General features: G+C 72.7%; 18 protein-coding genes. 9 read left to right on the top strand and 9 right to left on the bottom strand.

What is annotated here, in order from left to right:
- Positions 1-78: 78 nt before the first annotated feature.
- Positions 79-816, bottom strand: coding sequence for a DedA family protein (locus tag ACFXKZ_RS17775; protein ID WP_380001384.1), 738 nt, complete (start codon positions 814-816; stop codon positions 79-81).
- A gap of 157 nt (positions 817-973) precedes the next feature.
- Between ACFXKZ_RS17775 and ACFXKZ_RS17770 the strand changes: the two genes are divergently transcribed.
- Entirely contained in the window at positions 974-1,447 is a 474-nt protein-coding gene (locus ACFXKZ_RS17770) for a GNAT family N-acetyltransferase (RefSeq protein ID WP_380001382.1), read from the top strand.
- A gap of 470 nt (positions 1,448-1,917) precedes the next feature.
- Here ACFXKZ_RS17770 and ACFXKZ_RS17765 read toward each other — a convergent pair whose 3' ends face one another.
- A complete protein-coding gene (locus ACFXKZ_RS17765; RefSeq protein WP_380001380.1) occupies positions 1,918-2,322 on the bottom strand; it encodes a PPOX class F420-dependent oxidoreductase in 405 nt (134 codons plus the stop codon).
- Between the two features lie 114 nt (positions 2,323-2,436).
- Between ACFXKZ_RS17765 and ACFXKZ_RS17760 the strand changes: the two genes are divergently transcribed.
- Positions 2,437-2,952 (top strand): GNAT family N-acetyltransferase, encoded by a 516-nt coding sequence (locus tag ACFXKZ_RS17760; RefSeq protein WP_380001378.1) that lies wholly within the window; start codon positions 2,437-2,439, stop codon positions 2,950-2,952.
- Here the strand turns inward: ACFXKZ_RS17760 and ACFXKZ_RS17755 are convergent.
- A complete protein-coding gene (locus ACFXKZ_RS17755) occupies positions 2,936-3,607 on the bottom strand; it encodes an SDR family oxidoreductase (RefSeq protein ID WP_380001376.1) in 672 nt (223 codons plus the stop codon). The genes ACFXKZ_RS17760 and ACFXKZ_RS17755 overlap by 17 nt on opposite strands.
- A 188-nt stretch (positions 3,608-3,795) precedes the next feature.
- On the opposite strand from ACFXKZ_RS17755, the gene ACFXKZ_RS17750 reads away from it, so the two are divergent.
- Together ACFXKZ_RS17750 and ACFXKZ_RS17745 are read left to right on the top strand one after the other, a co-directional pair.
- Complete coding sequence (locus ACFXKZ_RS17750; protein WP_380001374.1) at positions 3,796-4,302, top strand: GNAT family N-acetyltransferase; 507 nt, start codon at positions 3,796-3,798, stop codon at positions 4,300-4,302.
- A gap of 179 nt (positions 4,303-4,481) precedes the next feature.
- Positions 4,482-5,804, top strand: a complete 1,323-nt coding sequence (locus ACFXKZ_RS17745) for a hypothetical protein (protein ID WP_380001372.1) — start codon at positions 4,482-4,484, stop codon at positions 5,802-5,804.
- Between the two features lie 29 nt (positions 5,805-5,833).
- On the opposite strand, the gene ACFXKZ_RS17740 is transcribed toward ACFXKZ_RS17745, so the two are convergent.
- Positions 5,834-7,156, bottom strand: coding sequence for a bifunctional folylpolyglutamate synthase/dihydrofolate synthase (locus ACFXKZ_RS17740; RefSeq protein ID WP_380001370.1), 1,323 nt, complete (start codon positions 7,154-7,156; stop codon positions 5,834-5,836).
- Positions 7,157-8,157: 1,001 nt separating this feature from the next.
- On the opposite strand from ACFXKZ_RS17740, the gene ACFXKZ_RS17735 reads away from it, so the two are divergent.
- The 3 genes from ACFXKZ_RS17735 to ACFXKZ_RS17725 are packed head-to-tail and all read left to right on the top strand — an operon-like array spanning position 8,158 to position 9,864.
- Entirely contained in the window at positions 8,158-8,406 is a 249-nt protein-coding gene (locus ACFXKZ_RS17735) for a hypothetical protein (RefSeq protein WP_380001368.1), read from the top strand.
- Positions 8,403-9,299 (top strand): polyprenol monophosphomannose synthase, encoded by an 897-nt coding sequence (locus ACFXKZ_RS17730; protein ID WP_380001366.1) that lies wholly within the window; start codon positions 8,403-8,405, stop codon positions 9,297-9,299. The genes ACFXKZ_RS17735 and ACFXKZ_RS17730 overlap by 4 nt, the downstream gene beginning before the upstream one ends.
- Positions 9,300-9,303: 4 nt before the next feature.
- Positions 9,304-9,864, top strand: a complete 561-nt coding sequence (locus ACFXKZ_RS17725; RefSeq protein WP_380001364.1) for an FxsA family protein — start codon at positions 9,304-9,306, stop codon at positions 9,862-9,864.
- A gap of 144 nt (positions 9,865-10,008) precedes the next feature.
- On the opposite strand, the gene ACFXKZ_RS17720 is transcribed toward ACFXKZ_RS17725, so the two are convergent.
- The 5 genes from ACFXKZ_RS17720 to ACFXKZ_RS17700 all read right to left on the bottom strand — a co-directional run bounded on the left by ACFXKZ_RS17720 (position 10,009) and on the right by ACFXKZ_RS17700 (position 15,761).
- Entirely contained in the window at positions 10,009-10,383 is a 375-nt protein-coding gene (locus ACFXKZ_RS17720; RefSeq protein ID WP_380001362.1) for an RNA polymerase-binding protein RbpA, read from the bottom strand.
- 262 nt (positions 10,384-10,645) lie between these two features.
- On the bottom strand, positions 10,646-13,165 hold the full coding sequence (locus ACFXKZ_RS17715; RefSeq protein WP_380001360.1) for a SpoIIE family protein phosphatase: 2,520 nt from the start codon (positions 13,163-13,165) through the stop codon (positions 10,646-10,648).
- Between the two features lie 199 nt (positions 13,166-13,364).
- Positions 13,365-14,948 carry an ATP-binding protein gene (locus tag ACFXKZ_RS17710; RefSeq protein WP_380001358.1) on the bottom strand — a complete coding sequence of 528 codons (1,584 nt, stop codon included), beginning with the start codon at positions 14,946-14,948 and terminating at the stop codon, positions 13,365-13,367.
- A gap of 217 nt (positions 14,949-15,165) precedes the next feature.
- Positions 15,166-15,360 carry a DUF2304 domain-containing protein gene (locus tag ACFXKZ_RS17705; RefSeq protein ID WP_380001356.1) on the bottom strand — a complete coding sequence of 65 codons (195 nt, stop codon included), beginning with the start codon at positions 15,358-15,360 and terminating at the stop codon, positions 15,166-15,168.
- A gap of 23 nt (positions 15,361-15,383) precedes the next feature.
- A complete protein-coding gene (locus ACFXKZ_RS17700; protein WP_380001354.1) occupies positions 15,384-15,761 on the bottom strand; it encodes a hypothetical protein in 378 nt (125 codons plus the stop codon).
- Between the two features lie 242 nt (positions 15,762-16,003).
- Here ACFXKZ_RS17700 and ACFXKZ_RS17695 point away from each other — a divergent pair, with 242 nt between their 5' ends.
- Positions 16,004-16,462, top strand: a complete 459-nt coding sequence (locus tag ACFXKZ_RS17695) for a flavodoxin family protein (RefSeq protein WP_380002059.1) — start codon at positions 16,004-16,006, stop codon at positions 16,460-16,462.
- A 105-nt stretch (positions 16,463-16,567) separates the two neighbouring features.
- Positions 16,568-18,376: a hypothetical protein gene (locus ACFXKZ_RS17690; protein ID WP_380001352.1), complete on the top strand. Its 1,809-nt coding sequence runs from the start codon at positions 16,568-16,570 to the stop codon at positions 18,374-18,376.
- The last annotated feature ends 24 nt before the right edge of the window (positions 18,377-18,400 follow it).

Raw genomic sequence — 18,400 nt, 5'->3', positions numbered from 1 at the left:
GCCGGGCCCGGGCACACCGAAGGGGGCCGGGTCCACGACCTCGCCCCCGCTTTTCCGTCGCGTATGCCCGCCGCCCGATCAGGCGACGCTGTCCTCCCGGGTCGCCGACGTGGCCCCCGCGAAGTCGCGACGCGCGTCACCCGACGCGGCGTCGGCGGTGGGATCCGCGAACGCCGAGGAACCGTCCTCCTCGGCCTTGCGCCGCCGCCGGCGCCGAATGAGGGTGACGGCCCCGGCCACGATCCCGATCGCCACGATCGCGGCCCCTATCCAACCGGGCACACTCGCCGCCGACGGGTACGCGCTGCCCGCGAGCCGGCCCAGCATGATCGAGCCCGGCACCCACACCACGATGCCGACCGCGTTCCACGGGGCGAACCGTCGATAGGGCATCCCCGCCGCCCCGGCCAATCGCGGCAGCAGCGTACGAGCGAATGCGACCCAACGACCCAGCATCACCGTCACGCCGCCCGCGCCCCGCCCGCGGGTGAACATCTCCTCCGCCCGTTCCCACCGATGCTCACCCACCCTGCGCCCGATATGCCCGGTTCGTATGCGTTCGCTGCGATGTCTGCCGGAGAGGTAACCGAGAGTGTCCCCGGCGAGCGCGGCCGAGGTCGCGATGATCAGTACCGGCACCAGTGCCAGGTGTCCGGTCGAGGTGAGCAGTCCACCGAGCAGGAGCACCGGTTCCGCGGGGGCGAAGACGCCGAGCAGCAGACCCGTCTCGATGATGGCGACCAGTGCGATCACGACATAGGCGTATAGCGGTGGGAGATCTCCCAGCCGGTCCACCCACTCGTGCACGGCATCCACGTGGAACCTCCCCGTTAGGCCGCTTGCCATGTGGCCTGACAAGCATCCGCCCTCAATGGTGTCAACGGATCCTGCGCGCGGCCGAATTCCCGCCTACTCCCCTGGCGGTATGGACCTGACAAAAGTCATCCGGTCCCGCGCGTCTACGTTGGGCACCATGAACGACATCCAAATCCGGCCGGCGAACCGCGACGACCTGGCCGCCATAGTCGGCCTCCTGGTGGACGACACCCTGGGTTCGGGGCGTGACTCGCAGGAGGACATGACCCCCTACCTGGCCGCCTTCGACCGCCTGTCGGCCGACCCGAACCAGGAGGTGGTGGTGATGACCCGCCCGGACCCGGAAACCGGCGCCCCGAAGGTGATCGGCACCCTACAACTCACCATCATCCCGGGCCTGTCCCAACGCGGCACGACCAGAGCCCTGGTGGAGGCGGTCCGCATCCACAGCACCGAACGCGGCAACGGCCTCGGCACGACCCTGATGCACTGGACCATCCAACGCGCCCGAGAACGAGGCGCCACCCTGATCCAACTAACCTCCAACAACACCCGGGAAAACGCCCACCGCTTCTACCGAACCCTGGGCTTCACAGACTCCCACGTAGGCTTCAAACTCCCCCTGCAATAACCACCACCAAAACCCAAGCACCCGCCCACAAGCCCACCCAGCCCGAGCCACCCCACAAAACCAAACAACCCACCCGGCACTCGAGACCACCCAGCCGGTCCGACACTTGAGACCAAGCAACCCGGCCGGCGCATGAGGCCAAGCAACCCGGCCGGCACTTGAGGCCAATCAGCCCGGCCGGCGCTTGAGGCCACCTCGATCGGAGGCCGGGTCACTCAGCCCGGCCGGCACTTGAGGCCAAACAGCCCGGCCGGCGCTTGAGGCCACCTCGACCGGAGGCCGGGTCACTCAGCCCGGCCGGCACTTGAGGCCAAGCAGCCCGGCCGGCGCTTGAGGCCACAGGCCGCCGCACGGCCCGAGTGCGCTTGAGGCCACAGGCCGCCGCACGGCCCGAGTGCGCTTGAGGCCACAGGCCGCCGCACGGCCCGAGTGCGCATGAGACCAACCCGGGTGCCACCAGGCCCGGGCGCCTACTCGCACCCCCCGAGCACAACGCGCACACCCACCGTCCCCGCAACCCCCCGCCGCACCCGGCTCCCGAGCAGCGTCACCCACCCCACCACGCCGAACTTGCGCCGGATCAACCCCCGATACCGCTCCGTCCCGGCCGCGTCCAACAACGACGCGGTCCCCGGCACCGCCTCCCCCCGCACACGCCCCCGCGCATCACACTCGGCGACCGTGACCCGCCCGCTGTTACGGATTCGCTTCACCTTCCCGGACGCCCGCGCCGTCCACACCCCGAGCGCGTCGCCGTCGCGGAAAACCCACACCGGCGTGCCCACCGCCCTCCCGTCCCGGCGAAACGTGGTCAGCAGGACGTATTTGCCCGCCGTGAGTCGATCCAGATCCTCGGGCGTCCCGGGCGAAGTCATGCGCGCGAGTCTAGGGCGCACGCGCGGCGCGGAGGCGGCGCACACGAAGCCGTAGCCAAGATCGTCCGCCGCCCGACCTGCCCGGCGCGCCGCCGCGGATGGGACGATGATCCGATGTCGCGCACATCGGAGGAAACCCGCGTCCAGGTCCGCTCCGCCGTCGAGGCCGACGGGACCAGTCTTGCCGAGATAGACCACCTCACGTGGTCCCCCGACGTCACGCCCGCCCCCCGCTGGGCGGTCGACAAGGTCTTCTTCCGCGACGCCGACCACGTGCGCGACACCCTCGTCGCCCACGAGGGCGACCTCGTCGTCGGCTATCTGCAACTCGAACGCTCGACCCTGTGCCCGGCCTCCGGCCACGTACAGATCATCAACGGCCTCGCGGTGCACCCCGACCACCAGGGCCGCCGGATCGGCCGACTGCTGCTGACCGCAGCCGAGGCCGAGGCGCGCCGGCGCGGTGCCCGCCGCATCACCCTGCGGGTGCTCGGCGGCAACGCGTCCGCGCGCGCCCTGTACGCGGCCTGCGGCTATCGCATCGAGGGCGTCCTGGAGGGCGAGTTCCTGCTCGCCGGACGTTATGTCGACGACGTGCTGATGGCGCTCGACCTCACGAACGAGGCCTAGCCGCCGCGTACTTGACCGCCTCGGCGACCGGCACGTCGCCGCCGACCGCCTCGAGCGTGCGGCCGATCGTCCCGGGCTCGGTGATCAGTTCCGCCAGGATCGCCGCCACGTCGTCCCGACGGATTGCGCCGCCGCCCTCACGTTCGGACAGCGCGATCAGTCCGGTGCCCGGGTCGTCGGTGAGCCGGCCCGGGCGCAGGATGGTCAGGTCCAGCGCACCGCGCGAGCGCAGGTCCTCGTCGGCCTCGCCCTTGGCGGTCAGGTAGAGCGCGAAGTCCGGGTCGGTGTCGGGCGGCGGTGCGGTCGAGGCGCCCATCGAGGAGACGATCACGTAGCGCCGCACTCCCGCGTCCTCGGCCGCGTCCGCCAGCAGGACCGCGCCGCCGTAGTCGACGGTCATGGTGCGCTCGCGGGTGCTGTCCGGGCCCGCACCGGCCGCGAACACCACCGCGTCCGCGCCCGCCAGGTGCTCGGCGACCTCCTCGACCGGGGCCCGCTCCAGATCGCACACGACGGGCTCGGCACCGGCCGCGACCAGGTCGTTCGCGTGATCGGGGTTGCGAATGAACCCGACCACCGTGTGTCCGCGATCGGCGAGCAGGCGCTCCAGCCGAAGGGCGATCTTTCCGTGTCCACCCGCGATGACAATGCGCATGTATGACACGATAAATTCACAAACCGGGACATTCACCACCGTCGACCCGCGACACGTCCAGGTTCCACTGATCGGCCGCGCCCCGGACCCACGCCCCGCCCATGCGCCCCTGCGCCCCTGCACACTCACGCCCGCACCGAACCACCCTCGCCCGGCGCCGCTTCCACCCGCCCCTACAGTCACATGCCATGACAATCACCCCGGGCCCGACCATCGACACCGACCTCACGCACACCCGCGACCTGCTCTTCGCGTACTACAACGCGACCGCCGAGGAGGTCGGCCACCCCGGCTGGGCATCCCCCGACCTGCTGCCCGAGTGGTGCCGCACCGATCACGACGACCCGGCCGACTACTACGCGCACCCCGGCGCCTACTTCACCGCGCACCTGGCCGGCCGGCCCGCGGGCGGCGTCGGCGTACATCTGCTCGACCCGGGGACGGCGGAGGTCAAGCGCCTGTACGTGCTCCCGCACGCCCGGGGCCACGGCACGGCCCGGGCGCTGATGACCCGTCTGCACGCACACGCCCGCGCCGTCGGCGCCGACCGCTGCGTCCTGGACTGCCTCCCGCAGCGCACCCGCGCGATCGCCCTGTACGAAGCCCTCGGCTACCGGCCCATCCCGCCGTATCGGGAGTACACCGCCCACGCACCGCTGTCGTGCTTCGAACTCCGCCTCGACGCGCAGGGGTGAACCCGACTTCAGGTCGACGCTCGCCGACCGCCGAAGTCGCCCATGATCCCCCATTTGCCGTAACCTGCCACGTCGCTTCCCCGCACGATCGGGCGGATTTCGCCCTTTGACCTCCCCCGCGCCCCGCAGCCGTTCTATCGTCGCCCCGTTCGGTGTCACCCGTACGGAAGGGGCCGGTCGTGACCCGAGGAGGCATCGGTGCGGCGCGCGTCGGCAAGGCACTGGGGCTCGTCCCCCGCCAGGTCCGCCTCGCCGCCCGAACAGGACTGCTCGCCCAACACCAGGACGGCACCTTCGACGCGGACGCCGTCGCCCGCGCCGCCGCCGACCCGGGCCCCTTCCTCACCGCCCTGCAACGCGAGGAACCGCTGACCGCCACCGAGGCCGCGCACCGCCTCGGCATCAGCCGCGAGCGCTTCCGTCGGGTCGCCCGGGCCGCCGGGCTGGCGGTCGTCGACCGGGTGCGGGTCACGCGCTACGGCCGCGACATGGAGGTGCGCTACTACCGCACGGCCGACGTGGACACCCTGCACCCGCACATCGCCGCCGACCGCGAACTGCGCGAGGCGGCCCGTACCGTGTCCCGCTCGCTGGCCGCCACCAAGGCCGCCGCCACCCGCGCGCACAACCGCGAACGGGCGCACCACGCGCGCCGCTACCTGGCCACGCTGACCCCCGACCGGCAGACCGACCCGGCCGACGTGATCGCCTTCGCCTGCGCGCTGGCCCGCCTGCACGGCACCGTGCCCGCCCGGCTGCGCCGCTTCATGGCCGACCCGCGCGTACGCGACATCGCCGAGATCGCCGACCAGTGCCGCTACAAGCCGGAAGAAATCGCGGACCTGCTCACCACCTCCGCGCCGCGTGCGATCGCCGCGCTGCGGGCCCTCGCCCGGCCGCACCGGGTCTGGGCCACGCTCGGCGTGCCCGCCGAGGACATCGCCCACCGCGTGCCCTCGATCGATCACCACATCAGCGTCGACCTGCTGCACGAACTGGCCACCGACCCCCCGCGCTGGCTGCTCGAACTGCACGCCGACCGCGAGCTCGAACACGCCTCCGCGGCGGTGACCCGCTGGTTGGACCGGGAGTGGCACGCCCAACAACGGCGCGCCGAGGCGGTGTGTCGCGCGGCCGAGGCGGTGATCGACCAGCTCGCCGACGACGCGGTCGCCGAACTGTTCGCGCTGCCGGTGGAGGTGGTCGTGGAACTGCGCCCGCGCAGCAACAAGTGGACGACCGCGTACGTCGAGGAACTGCTGCACACCCGCCCGCTGTGGTTGCGCAGCCTGGCCCTGGCCCATGCCGAGATCGCCCGCCGCACCGCCGCCCGCACACGCCGTGAGGCGGCCCGCACCCAACGCCGCCTCAACTGGCGCCGCACCTGGGCGAGAGCCCTGTCCGTCCCCCTGGACACCGTGCCCGACACGGTCGAACGCCCCACGCCGGCGGCCCTGCACACCGCGCAAACCGACCCCCCGCCCTGGGCCCGCCCCCACTGACCGACCCGGAAGCGGGCCGGCGTAGCGGTTCAGGCCGGGGCCAGGCCCAGCGCGGTGCGGGCCTCGCCGACCAGTTTGTGCGAGCCCAGGACCACCACCAGGCCACCCTCCCCGGCCAGTTTCCCGGCGCGGCCCAGCGCCGCCGTCACATCCGGCTCGACGCAGTCCGAGCGTGCCGCCCCGGCCGCCGTGCGCAGCGCGAACAGCGCCGCCGGGTCGGCCGCGTCGCCCGAACCGCTCCGGGTCATCACCACGGGCCACTCGACCGGCAGCGCGGCCAACATCCGCGCCGCGGGCTTCTCCCGCATGACGCCGAAGACGACCACCGGCGGCACCCGATCCACGGCCCGCGCGTGCCGGGCGATCTCCGGCGCGACGGTGGCCAGCCCCTGGACGTTGGTCGCCCCGTCCAGCAACACCCGTCCCGACCACTGCCCCACGCGCGCCGACGCGACCAGTTCGAGCCGTCCGGGCCAGCGGGTCGTGGCCAGCCCCGCCCGCAGGCGCTCGTCGCGGTACGCGGGCACATGGCCGCGCTGTACGAGCGCGTCCACGCCGGCCACCGCGAGGGCGAGGTTGTCGTACTGGTGCACGCCCGGCAACGTGCACACCAGGTCGCGATGCACCCCCAGGGGCGTTCGAACGTCGACGAGCGGCGCGCCGCCCGGGCCGCCGTCCCGCGCCTCGACCAGGATCTCCCGCCCCAGCCGCCACACGGTCAGCCCCGCGTGCCCGGCCAGCACCTCCGAGGCCGCCGCGGCGGCCTCCGCCGACAGGCGGCCGAGCAGCACGTGATCCCCGTCCACGGTCGCGCCGACCTTGGCCCGGGCGATCTCCGCCTCGCTCTCGCCCAGCCGCTCGGTGTGGTCCAGGCCGACCCCGGTGAGCACCTTCACGTCCAGCCCGAATTTGCGCACCACCGTGCGCTGCCCGCCGATGTTGGCCTCCGCAGCGACCAGTTCGACCCCCGCCCGCCGAAAGTGCGCCGCCGCCGCGGCCGCGTGCAACGACGAGGCGTTGTAGGCCAGTCCGGTCGCCCGGATCGCATCCACCGCCTCCGTGCAGGCCGCCGCGTACTCCTCCTCCGACACCGGCACCCCGTCGACCCGGATCCGCTCACGCGGCTCCTGCAGATGCGGACTCGGCATGCTCCCCACCCGCAGCCCCATCCCGTTCAACGCCGCGACCGCGAACGCGCACGTGGACCCCTTGCCGTTGGTCCCCACCACCTGCATCCCGCGCAGCGCCCGCTCCGGATGCCCCAATGCCGCCAACAGCTCCGGGAAATGCCGCCCGTTCCCCCGCACGCGGTGATACTCCTCGACCACGTGCGCACACTCGCGATAGTCCATGACCCTCGATCGTGTCACCCCGAGCCACCCTGCGGCCACCCACCGTCGCGACCTTCCGGCGACCCGCAACGGCCGGGCCCCGTCCGAGAGTTGCCGGCCGCCTCGCGGTGCGCGGCACACGCCGTGCGCTCGTGGGGTGATGTCGGGTGAGCGGCCGACCGGGTGAACGCGGCTCGATCCCGGCGCTTTCGGTGTTCCTCGTCGGTGTGGCGACGGAGGGAGGCCGCTCGCGTGGTGGGGCCTGGTACGTGTACAACTCCTACAACACCTCCGTACGGCCCGCGCGCACGACACGCCGGGACTCCGGACGAGCACGGTGCCGCGCCGCGACGCGTCGAAGCGTGTCGTCCGCGGGGGCGAAATGGTGCGACGCGGCCCATTGGGGGAACGATTGCGCCACCCGGCGGGCGCACACCACCCACACCCGTGCCGCACCACCCCGGGGTCTGACCTGCACCGATACCACGTTTGCCCAGGTCAGTGCATTGTTGACACCGCGCCCGCATCGCCCAGTACGTTCGACCCGGTCCACCGCAGGACGACCGGCAGGAGAACACCCTCCCCGAGCACGCGCACGCCTCCGGGCCACAGGTGGCACAGCCACCGGGCGCCAGGTCCGGAACCGACGTGACGCGCGCCCGGGAGGCCGCCCCACGCGGCCACGAACGGCAGAGCGGCACCCGTGCAGCCGCCCCGCCGGACGCGAGCACACCCCACGCCGGAAGGTGAGACCGCGGCAGAGCCCGGTCGCCCAGTAGACAACGACCACCGCGACCGACAGCCAGCCGGTCCGGGGCCGGCCCGAAGGGCGACCGGGTTCCCGCTGCCATCCACCCATGCCGTCGAGCCACCCGCACCGTCGAGCGGGCCACGGGTCTGTCCCAGGGCGAAACCGAATGGCCGGCTCGTCCGTTGTACCGTCACTGCATCACCCGCCCGGCGCACCACCGTGTCGAGCGCGACCGCAGCGATCCACGACGACCCGGCGAGGGGGCCACACGGTGCCGCAGTTCGACCGCGACGCGGCGCCCCGCGCCCGCCACGCGGTCGGCCGCACCCGCGCGTTCCGCCCGCGTACCCCGCCTCCCGCCGCCGCGCCGCGCACCGGGCGCACCCGCGCCGGCCGGCTCGGTTCGGCTCCCGGGGCGATCCTGACTATCGTCGGACACCGCGCCCGCGCCGACACCGGACCCGGAGCCCACACCATCGACAACGCCATCGAAGCCAACGCCATCAAGGAGATGATGTGACCGACCGCGAGCAGACCAGCTTCGCCGATCTCGGCAAGGTGCTCGTCATCATCCCCACCTACAACGAATCGGAGAACATCGAGCCGATCGTTGCGCGCCTGCGCGCCGCGGTGCCCGACGTCGACGTGCTCATCGCCGACGACAACAGCCCCGACGGCACCGGCGACATCGCCGACACCCTCGCCGAGCACGACCCGCACGTCCAGGTCATGCACCGCGCGGGCAAGGAGGGGTTGGGCGCCGCCTACATCGCCGGCTTCCGCTGGGGCATCGATCGCGGTTACGACGTCCTGGTGGAGATGGACGCCGACGGGTCGCACCAGCCCGAGCAACTGCCCCGACTGCTCGAAGCGGTCCGGGACGCGGACCTGGTGCTCGGCTCGCGCTGGGTGCCCGGCGGCGGCGCGGTCAACTGGCCCGGCCACCGCAAGCTCATCTCCCGGGGCGGCAGCACCTACTCGCGGCTGATGCTCGGCGTCGACATCCACGACGTCACCGGCGGCTTCCGGGCGTTTCGCCGGGACACCCTGCTGGGCATCGGCCTGGACGAAGTCGCCTCGCAGGGCTACTGCTTCCAGGTCGACCTGGCCTGGCGCGCGATCCGCAAGGGCTATCGCGTGCTGGAGGTGCCGATCACCTTCATCGAGCGCGAACGCGGCAACAGCAAGATGAGCAACACCATCGTCGCCGAGGCGTTGTGGCGGGTCACCGCGTGGGGCGTCGGCCGCCGGGTGGGCAAGTACGCGGACGAGCCGACCCCGGAACTCGCCCCGAGCAAGGCCGCCGATCGCACCAAGGACGCCGCCGCCGTGCCGGCCCCCGCCGCCCCGACCGACGCCGAAGCCGCCAGTACCTCCGGCACCACCACCGGTGCCACCCCGCCGAGGACGTGATCTCGTGAGTACCCCGCTGCGCCGAGCGGTCAAGCTCCTGCCGATCGTCGCCCTGCCGCTGGCCGAGATCTACGTGATCACCCTGGTGGGCGGCGCCATCGGCGCGGGCGAGACCTTCCTGCTGATCCTGGCCGGCATCGCGGTGGGTTCGCTGGTGATCCGGTACGAGGGCCGCCGGGTGCTGAACCGGCTGCGCGCGCTGGGCGAACGGGCGCAGCGCGAGGGCCAGTCCGACCCGGCCGTGATCGCGGCCCAGGGCAAGGAGGCGACCAAGGCCGCCGCCGACGCCGGTGTGGTCATCCTGGGCGGCGTGCTGCTGATCATCCCGGGCTTCATCAGCGACGCGCTGGGGCTGCTGTGCGTGCTGCCGTTCACCCGGCCGCTGGTCCGCCGGCTGATCGGCACCGTGGTGGCGGCGAAGGTGGCGGGCAGCACCCGGCTGAGCGGCATGACCCGGCAGGCCCGGATCCATCGCCCCGACGGCAAGATCATCCAGGGCGAGGTGATCGACCCCGACCCGCGGCGGGACGACGAACCGCCGCCGCCGCCGCGCCCGCTGCCCTGAGCGCGCCCCGGGCGGTCGGGCGTCGACGGCGCCCAGCACGACGCCCGGGGCGCCACGACCGTGAAGGTCGTCGGCGCCCCGGGCGTCGGTGCCACCTGTCGACGGGATCCGCACGGGCCCGGAGCGGGCTCGTGCGGGGATCGCTCAGGCGCTCTTGCGGTTGTCGCGCGGATCGTGGTGGAGGTTGATCCCACCCGACCGCAATACGGCGAGGCGCTCGGCGAGCACCTCTTCCAGCTCTTCCCTGGTCCGCCGCTCCATGAGCATGTCCCAGTGCGTGCGTGTCGCCTTGTTCTTCTTCTCCTCGGGCGGCGTGCCGTCCACCAGCTGCGCCACGGCGCCGCAGCTGCGGCACTCCCATGTCGACGGGATCTCCGCCTCGACGGAGAACGGCATCTCGAAGCGGTGCCCCCGGGGGCATTCGTATTCCACGGTGCGACGCGGCGCCAGATCGATACCGCGATCGGTCTCGTAGCTGGTGGCGCCAAGGCGTGTGCCGCGGAGAGCTCGCTCACTCATGAATCGTGCCTCCTGGCTGGTAACCCACATCGACAGGTCTTGCTGTCTCGTTCGATTGCAGAACGCGTGACGGGCCTCGAAGATTCCCGACCGAGGGGTCGACGGGGACGGCTCGGGGTCCGTGACGGTGGGTAGCTACCCGAAAACGGATGATTCATTACATCACCGGGAGAAAGTGACATAAAACTCGCACGGTCCACCGGAATCGCGACAACGCGCCGTCGGCGACGTGTACCGCCACGCAGCGAATCCCCACAGGGTGTCACCGGTCGCGGATCTCCGCCCAGACGATCTTCCCGGTGTCGGTGGGCCGCACACCCCAGTCCGTACTGAGCCCGGCCACGATGCACAACCCGCGATGCCGCTCGTCGTGGCCGGGAGAGGCGATCTCCTTGGGCAGTCGCCCGTCGTGGTCGACCACCTCGACGATCAGCCGGCCCGGATGGTGGCGCAGCCGCAATTCCATGGGGGTGCGGGCGTGTTCGGCGGCGTTGGAGACGAGTTCGGTGACCACCGAGCAGGTGGTGTCGCTGTGGTCGACCAGGCCCCAGCGGGCCAGTGTGGCGCGGACGAAGTCGCGCGCCTCGCGGGCCGAGCGCGGGGTGGGCGGCAGGTCGAGGCCGGCGGTGCGCTCGACGCTGTGCCGGGCGCGCACCAGCAGCAGCGCGACGTCGTCGGGCTCCTGGCCGGTGAGCATCGTCTTGGCCAGCAGGTCGGCCACGTCGGCGACGGTGCAGGTACCGCCGGTGGTGCCGTCGATGTGCTCGGTGAGTTCCTGGAGCCGATCGGTGAGCGAGGCGTCGTGCGATTCGACCAGGCCGTCGGTGTACAGCAGCAGTTGGTCGCCGGCGTCGAAGCCGACCATCGCGTCCTCGAAGGTGGTGCCGTCCAGGCCGAGCGGGACGCCGAGGTCGTCCTCCAGGAGTTCGACCTTGCCGTCGGCGCTGATCAACGCGGGCGGCAGGTGTCCGGCGTTGGACCAGTGCACGGTGGCGTCGCCGGGGTCGTAGACGGCGTAGACGCAGGTGATGATCTGGTCCTCGCCGCCGAGCCCGGTCACCAGCCGGTTCAGGTGCCGCATCACCTGCGCGGGCGGCAGGTCCATGACCGCGTACGCCCGGACCGCGGCGCGCAGTTGGCCCATCACGGCGGCGGCCTGGAGGCCCCGGCCCATCACGTCGCCGACCACAAGCGCGATTCGCCCGGCGGACAGCGGGATCACGTCGAACCAGTCGCCGCCGACCTGCTGGCCCTTGGCCCCGGGCAGGTAGCGGAAGGCGATGTCCAGCTCGTCCAGGTCGGGCGGGACCTGCGGGAGAAGGCTGCGCTGGAGTTCCACGGCGGTGTCGCGGACGCTGCGAAACAGCCGGGCGTTCTCGATCGCGGTGGCGGCCTGGGCGGCGATGCCGAGGGCGAGTTGTTCATCGCGTTCGGTGAACACGTCGGCCCGAGTGTGGCAGAAGGAGAACGCGCCCAGGTCCTCGCCGGTGGCGGTGGTCACCGGGATGGTCAGCAGGCTGCGGACCGGGGGTTGCCCGGCGGTGCTGACCCGGTAGGGCAGCAGTCCGGCGGCGCCCGGGTCCTCGGTGAGATCGCCGCGGCGCACGGTGGCCGGCGGGACGACGGTGGTCTGCGGGCGGGTACGCGCCGCGAGGGTGGGGCGCGGGCGCGGGAGGCGGTCGATCAGGGTGGGGTCGGGGCTGGTGACCGCGTAGCGGGTGTCGGCGACGCCGCCGGTGTCGTAGTCGATGTAGCGGAAGATGCCGTGCTCGGCGGCGATCACCGAGGTGGCGGCGTCGGTGGCGGCCTGGACCAGGCGTTCGAGGTTGAGTTCGCGGGTGAGCTTTTGGCCGACGCGGTAGAGCGTCTCGACGATCCGGGTCTCCTGGTCGAGCCGGCGCTGCTTGTAGGCGAGTTGTTCCTGCTGCGAGCGCACCCGGTCGCGGGCGTCGGCGGCGACCAGGGCCGCCTGCGCGGAGGTGTCCTCGTGGGCGGCCAGGAGTTGTTCGAGCGCGTCCAGGCGGGCGGCGGCGAGGTGTGTGACGGGGGTGTGCCGTCCCGGGCCGCCGGCGAACAGGGGCGCGGTGTTGAGCGGGAGCAGGGCCAACCGGGTGGAGACGGCGACGGTGCGGAAGAGTTCGGCGATCCGGGCCGGGATGTACACGCGGGTGAACATCAGGACGGTGAACAGTTCGCCGTCGGGGAGCTTGCCGGCGTAGCCGACCACGGATTTTATGCCGTGGCTCCGGATGAACTCCTTGTCCGGGACGGCGCTGCCGGCCAGCGCGTCGGGGATGTGGGTGATGTCGTGCCGGTCCCATTCGGTGTCGCCGCTCAGCGGGCCGGCCACGATCTCCTCGGCGGTGACCCCGAGTTGGGCCAGCATGGCGCTGATCATCGGCGCCCGGCGGACCGCCTCGGCGCTGGGGAAGGCGACCACCTGGTGCCGGCTCGAGCGGGTGCGGTCGCGCCATTCGGGGTGGTCGCCGGTGGTGGCGAGGAGGGTGAGGCAGCGCAGGTCGGGGTGCGGGACGAGGTCGGGTTGCCGACGCAGGGCGCGCTGTTCCAGGTCCGGGGTGAGGTTGCGCCAGGGCATGGTCTGGAACAGGCGGGTGAGGACGAGTTGGGACCGTCCGGTGTCCGGGTCGCGAAAGGTGGTGCGCAGGTGCTGCACGATCGCCCGGGCGGCGTCCTCGGTGGTGGCCGATTCGGCGGTGACCCGGCGCAGTTCGGAACTGCACACCACCATGTCGCTGACGGTGAAGTTGGCGAGGTCGAACACTGGGCGTCCACGTCCTCCGTGGGGGTGCGGGGCACCATCATGGCGCGCCGGTGCGGGTGAAGTGATGTGTTTTGTGTATTTGGTGGCGTGCCGGGCGAAGACCGGGTACACGCCGAGGCCCTCCGAGCCGTGCCGGCTCGGAGGGCCTTCGGAAGCGTGGGGGCGGCGCGGCGTCCGGGGCAGGGGGCGCGCCGGAAGGTCAGGCGGTCGGTTCGGGCTCTCGCCGGCGCTCCTTCGCGAGCGAGATGGTGGGGTCCTCGACGGTGAGCGCGTCGGTGTGGTGCGGCAGCAGCGCGAGCAGGCGCCGACGTTCGGCCTCGGGGGTGTCCTCTTCGAGCGGGTCCGGGGTGTGCGGGACCTGGATGCGCACCACCGGGCCGTTGCCGATCCGTACGTAGCCGCGCCCGGGCGGCATGTCCTCGCCGCCGGAGACGCCGGGGCCGGTGCCCAGGACGGTCCGGATGGTCTCGGGATCGAGCGGGCCGAGGACGACGCGCGTGTGCGTGTCGGCGATCAACGGGGGGCGCAGCCGGTCCAGGTGGGTGGGGCGGGTGCTGGTGATCACGCCGATGTGGGTGGCCCGGCCCAGGCGCAGCGGCAGGTCGAGCAGTTCCTGGGGGTCGGTGGTGCCCTGCCCGGCGGCGAGGTCGCTGAGTTCGGTGATCTCGTCCAGGATCACCCACAGCGGACGGCGAGCGTTGTCCGGGACCGGCGTGCCGTGTTGTTTGGCGTGGGTGACGGCGGCGATCCGGCGCTCCGTCTCGTGCCGCAGCCAGGTCAGCGTCTCCAGGGCGCCGTGGTATCCGGTCTCGATGCGCAGGATGTTGCGGCGCCCGGCCAGGCAGGCGTAGTCGCCGGAGCCGCTGCCGTCGATCACCACGATGTCGCCGTCGCGGGCGGCCTGGAGGGCGATGGTGCGCAGCAGGTTCGACTTGCCCGCGCCGGGGGCGGCGACGGCGAGCAGGTGTGGGTCGGTGCTGCGGTTGCCCGTGCGCCAGATGACCGGCGGGAGCTGGTGGGTGGCTCCGTCGACCCGGATCGGGGTGCGGCGGTTGGTGCTGTCCGCGTCGGTGATGCCGAGCAGGATTTCGCAGGGCGCGGTGATGAACTGCTGGGCCGGGACGGCGGGGGGCAGCGGGGGCAGCGCGGCGACGATGAGGCGGTTGTTCTCGGTGTCCCAGTCGTGGAAGTACTCGCGACCGCGGCCGAGCTTGGCCTGGAGCACCCGCTCGATCCGGGCACGGGCGCCGGGGTCGTCGTCGGTGAAGTAGGGGCTGTAGGTGAGTTCGAGGCGGGTGATCCGGTCGCCGTCGAGTTCCCAGTCGCGGAAGGCGTCGCGGTACGCGCCGCCCGGGTGGAAGAGCCTGGCCGGGTCGTGGTCGTCGGCGAGGTGCGGCACGAGGCCGTTGTAGACGGCCTGGAGCCGGAGTTCGATGGGGTCGGGGCCGGGCTCGGGGGCGGGGGGCTTGTCCGCACGGCCGAGCCAGGCGGCGGCGGCCAGGATCAGCAGCAGGGCGATCAGCGGGGCATAGGGCAGGAAATAGAGGGCGAGCACCGCGCCGACGACGACCGCGGCCCCGGCCTTGCGCTTGTCCGCGGAGGCGTTCTTCCACCAGCCCCGCGCCCAGGCGAGTTGCCGGTTCAGGCCGCGGCCGAGGGTCAGCACGGGCGAGAAGGTGTCGCGCGTGTGCTGCTGGATCCGCGTGGCGCGCGAGCGGGTGTTGCCGATGCCGTCCTTGGCGCGTTGGGCGATGACGGCGAGGGATTTGGGGCCGGGGGACATGCGGTCTCCGTGGGGGGTTGATGCGGGTAGGCGGGAGGCCCCGGTTCGGGGGACGATCCGGGGCCTGTGCGTGACGTTCGGGGAGCGGTCCGCCCGCCGGGCTCGCCTCGGCGCACGGGTGAGGCACTCGAAGGCGACGCCTGTGCGAGGGCTTCACCGGTGCGCCGAGGCGCGGCGCCGGGGGTGCGGGCGCGGCGGCGGGGCGGCTGGGCGGCGGTCAGAAGGTGATGCCGCTGAGGAGATTGGCGATGCTGTTGGTGCTCGCGGTGATGTGGGGGGCGATCGAGCTGCCCGCCAGATAGAAGCCGAAGAGGGCACAGACGAGGGCGTGCGGGATGCGCAATCCGTCCTTGCGGAACAGGACGTAGGCGATGACGCCGAGGAACAGGACGCCGGAGATGGACAGAACCATGGGGACTCCTTCGGGCGGTGCACTCAATGCGTGGGGGTTGGGGTGAGGATCCCGGTCCGGGCGATCCCGTAGAGGACCAGAACGGTGACGCCGAGGCGACCGGGGGTGGACAACGCCCAGAGGGCGAGGTGCAACGCGATCACCAGCGGGAGCGTGGCGATCGCGTAGACGGTGTGGAACGCGCGGGACTGCGCGTTCGTGGCCTGGACGGCCGGGGCGAGCGTGCGGCGGACGACCGAGACGAGGGTGGGCGCCGCGGGGGCGGCGGGAGCGGGAACGGGCGGGGGGACGGGGGTGGGAGCGGGTGCGGGGGTGTGGCCGGCGGTCTCGGGGGCCGGGTCGGCGGGGGACTTGGTGCGGGGGTAGGGCAGTGGTCGTTGCCGTAGGGGGGTGAGGCGCATGTGGGTGGTTTCTCCCCGAGGTGCCGGTCGGTTGGCATATCGACGTATTACTTAAAGTGCTCTTATCGTGACAAATGGTGCGCACGTGTCAAAGCATCAAACGGGTGGAATCACCATCATTTCCCCGACGATCCACCCGTATGGAGGACGCGTGGAAGCGCCGGGCGCGGGGACGCGGCGGCTCGCGGCGCGCATCGCGGGGCATGCCCGCCGGCGCGGCCGGCTTCTGGCAGCGTGTGGCCATGGCCATCCTGCTCGTGGTGCACCACACGCCCTCGCCGACGCTCGCCGAAATGCTGGAGGCGACCCTCGCGGGCGCCCGCGACCCGGAGATCGAGGGGGTGGAGGTGCGGGTGCGAGCCGCCCTCACCTGCTCACCGGTGGAGGTCCTGGAGGCGGACGGCTACCTCCTCGGCACACCCGCGAACCTGGGCTACATGTCGGGGGCACTGAAACACTTCTTTGACACTGTCTATTACGTGTGTCAGCAAGAGACGACGCGGCGGCCGTACGGGCTGTACGTCCACGGCGGCAGCGACACCACGGGCGCGGTGCGCTCGGTCGAGGCGGCGGCGACCGGTCTGCAGTGGCGCCGGGTCCGCCCACCGGTGGAGGTGGCGGGCCCGCCCACGCGGGAGTCGCTGGCCGCCTGCACGGAGTTGGGCGCGGTTGTGGCGGCCGAGTTGATGTCGCCGGAGTAGCGCGGCCCGGCCCGGGAAGCGTCCTCCCCCGCCCGGTCGCGGGCCATCCGGGGACACCCCGACGGGCTATCGACCTTGGGCCGGCGCGGGTGGGAGGTTGATTCGGTGGCAGATTTCGCGAATCCGCACAAGACGACGGCCGACGACATCGCGCGGGCGCTGCGCCGCGCGGAGGCGGAGCGGCTTCGGGGGGTCGAGGCGGCTCGGGGGGACGGGCCGGGGCCGGCGCGGGAGACGTTGCGGCGCGTGTTGGTCGCGCGCGAACTGGCTCGGATCGCCGGGAGACGACGCGACGGGGGGACGGCCGCGGGCGCCGATGGGCCGGCGGGTGGTACGACCGGGCCGGCAGGCGCGACCGGGGGCGGTGTGCGCCATGGCGGCGGGGCCGTACTCGACGCGCTGCGTGGCCGATCCGCGGCCGCCGCGCCGGGCAAGGCCCGCACCCGCCCCGGCCGGCAGCCCGCCGCCGCACCGCAGCCCGCCCACCCGGCCGGCAAGTCGCCCGCCGCGCCGCGGCACACCACACCCGCCGCGCCACAACCGGCCGCCCCGCGGCCCGCCCCGGCGGGCGACGCCGCTCCCGACGCCGGCGTGCCGCGCGTCGACCTGGCCGAGACGGTACGCACGGCCCCGAACAAGGCCGCCGTCTTCGACACCCTGCGCGCCGCGACCGCCGAGCGCCGTGCCGATCCCGCTGTGCTCCGTGAGGTGCGCGCCCGCTTCGCTACCCAGCCCGACGACCTCTGGCTCGCCGAGACGATCGTGCGATCCGGGCCGGAGCCGCTGTGGAGCACGGCCGACCTGGGCGAACGCAGCCGACGAGCCGGCGGCGCGCAGCCGTGGGCGGCCGAACCGGGCAACATCGCGGGCGGCATCGAGGATCCGGACCCGGATCCGGATGTCGGCTCCGAGCGGGCGCGCCGGATCGCGCCCATTCCCGCATACCTGTTCCCGGGGACCGATCCAAACCTGCGGGCCCTGATCATCGGCGGCGTACACGGGAACGAGCCCGAGGGGCGGGAGGTGGTCGAGCGGTTGCGGGCCCGGTTGACCAAGGAGTCGGCGGAGGGGAGGCCGCCGCGATACACCACGATCCTGGTGCCCGAACTCGTCGTCGCCACCCATCACGCCTACGGTGAGCGCCCCGCCTTCGAGAAGCGCCTGTTGCCGGGCGGCCGGGCACGCTCCGCACCCGGAAGGGTCGAGCCGAACCGGAACCTGCCGTTCCCCGGCACGAGTTACCAGGAAGCGCGGAAGCAGGGCGCCGGCGGGAAGCCGGAGTTGAAGACCCTGCCGATCGACAAGAACGGCAACCCGATCCGCGGCGGGACTCCCGCACCGGAGCCACAACCTCCGCGCGATACCGACAAGTTCCCCACCAGCAGTGTCCGGATGTTGCCCGAGACGCGCGCCCTGCTCGCTCTGCTGGAGCGGTTCGATCCGCAGCGCGTCGTCAGCGTGCACGCGCACGGGCTCACCACGAAGGAAGGCGACGCGCCCGGCGTCTTCGTGGACCCTCGCGGCATCGACCCGCACACCCAGGCGGTCACGGACAGGGCGGCCGGCGAAGCCGACGACAGGCTCACCGCCCGACTGGCCGGCAGGGCCGCCGGAAAGGTGCCCGAGGACCTGCGCGCCGCCGCGTTCGCGGGAAACACCTTCCGCAAGACGTCCGCACCGGACGCCGGCTCCCCCACCGACGTCGGCACCCCCGGCAACGTCCGCTACGCATCGAGCGCACACGGCGAGGGCAACTCCCTGGGCATGTACGCCCCGGTCCCCTCCTCCGCCCGGCATGGCGCGACCACCATCACCGTCGAGGTTCCGGAATTTCCGACGAAGGCAGCCCTGGACCAGGTCACCACCGCCCACGCCGAGGCGATCGACGAAATCGTCCTCCGCGACCCCACCTGACCACCCCACCCCACCGCGACCGGC

This window comes from Embleya sp. NPDC059237, from assembly GCF_042754105.1.
In the GTDB taxonomy this organism is placed as follows: domain Bacteria; phylum Actinomycetota; class Actinomycetes; order Streptomycetales; family Streptomycetaceae; genus Embleya.
The sequence above is the reverse complement of the archived record's forward strand: the minus strand, read 5'-3'. Positions and strand labels throughout refer to the sequence as shown.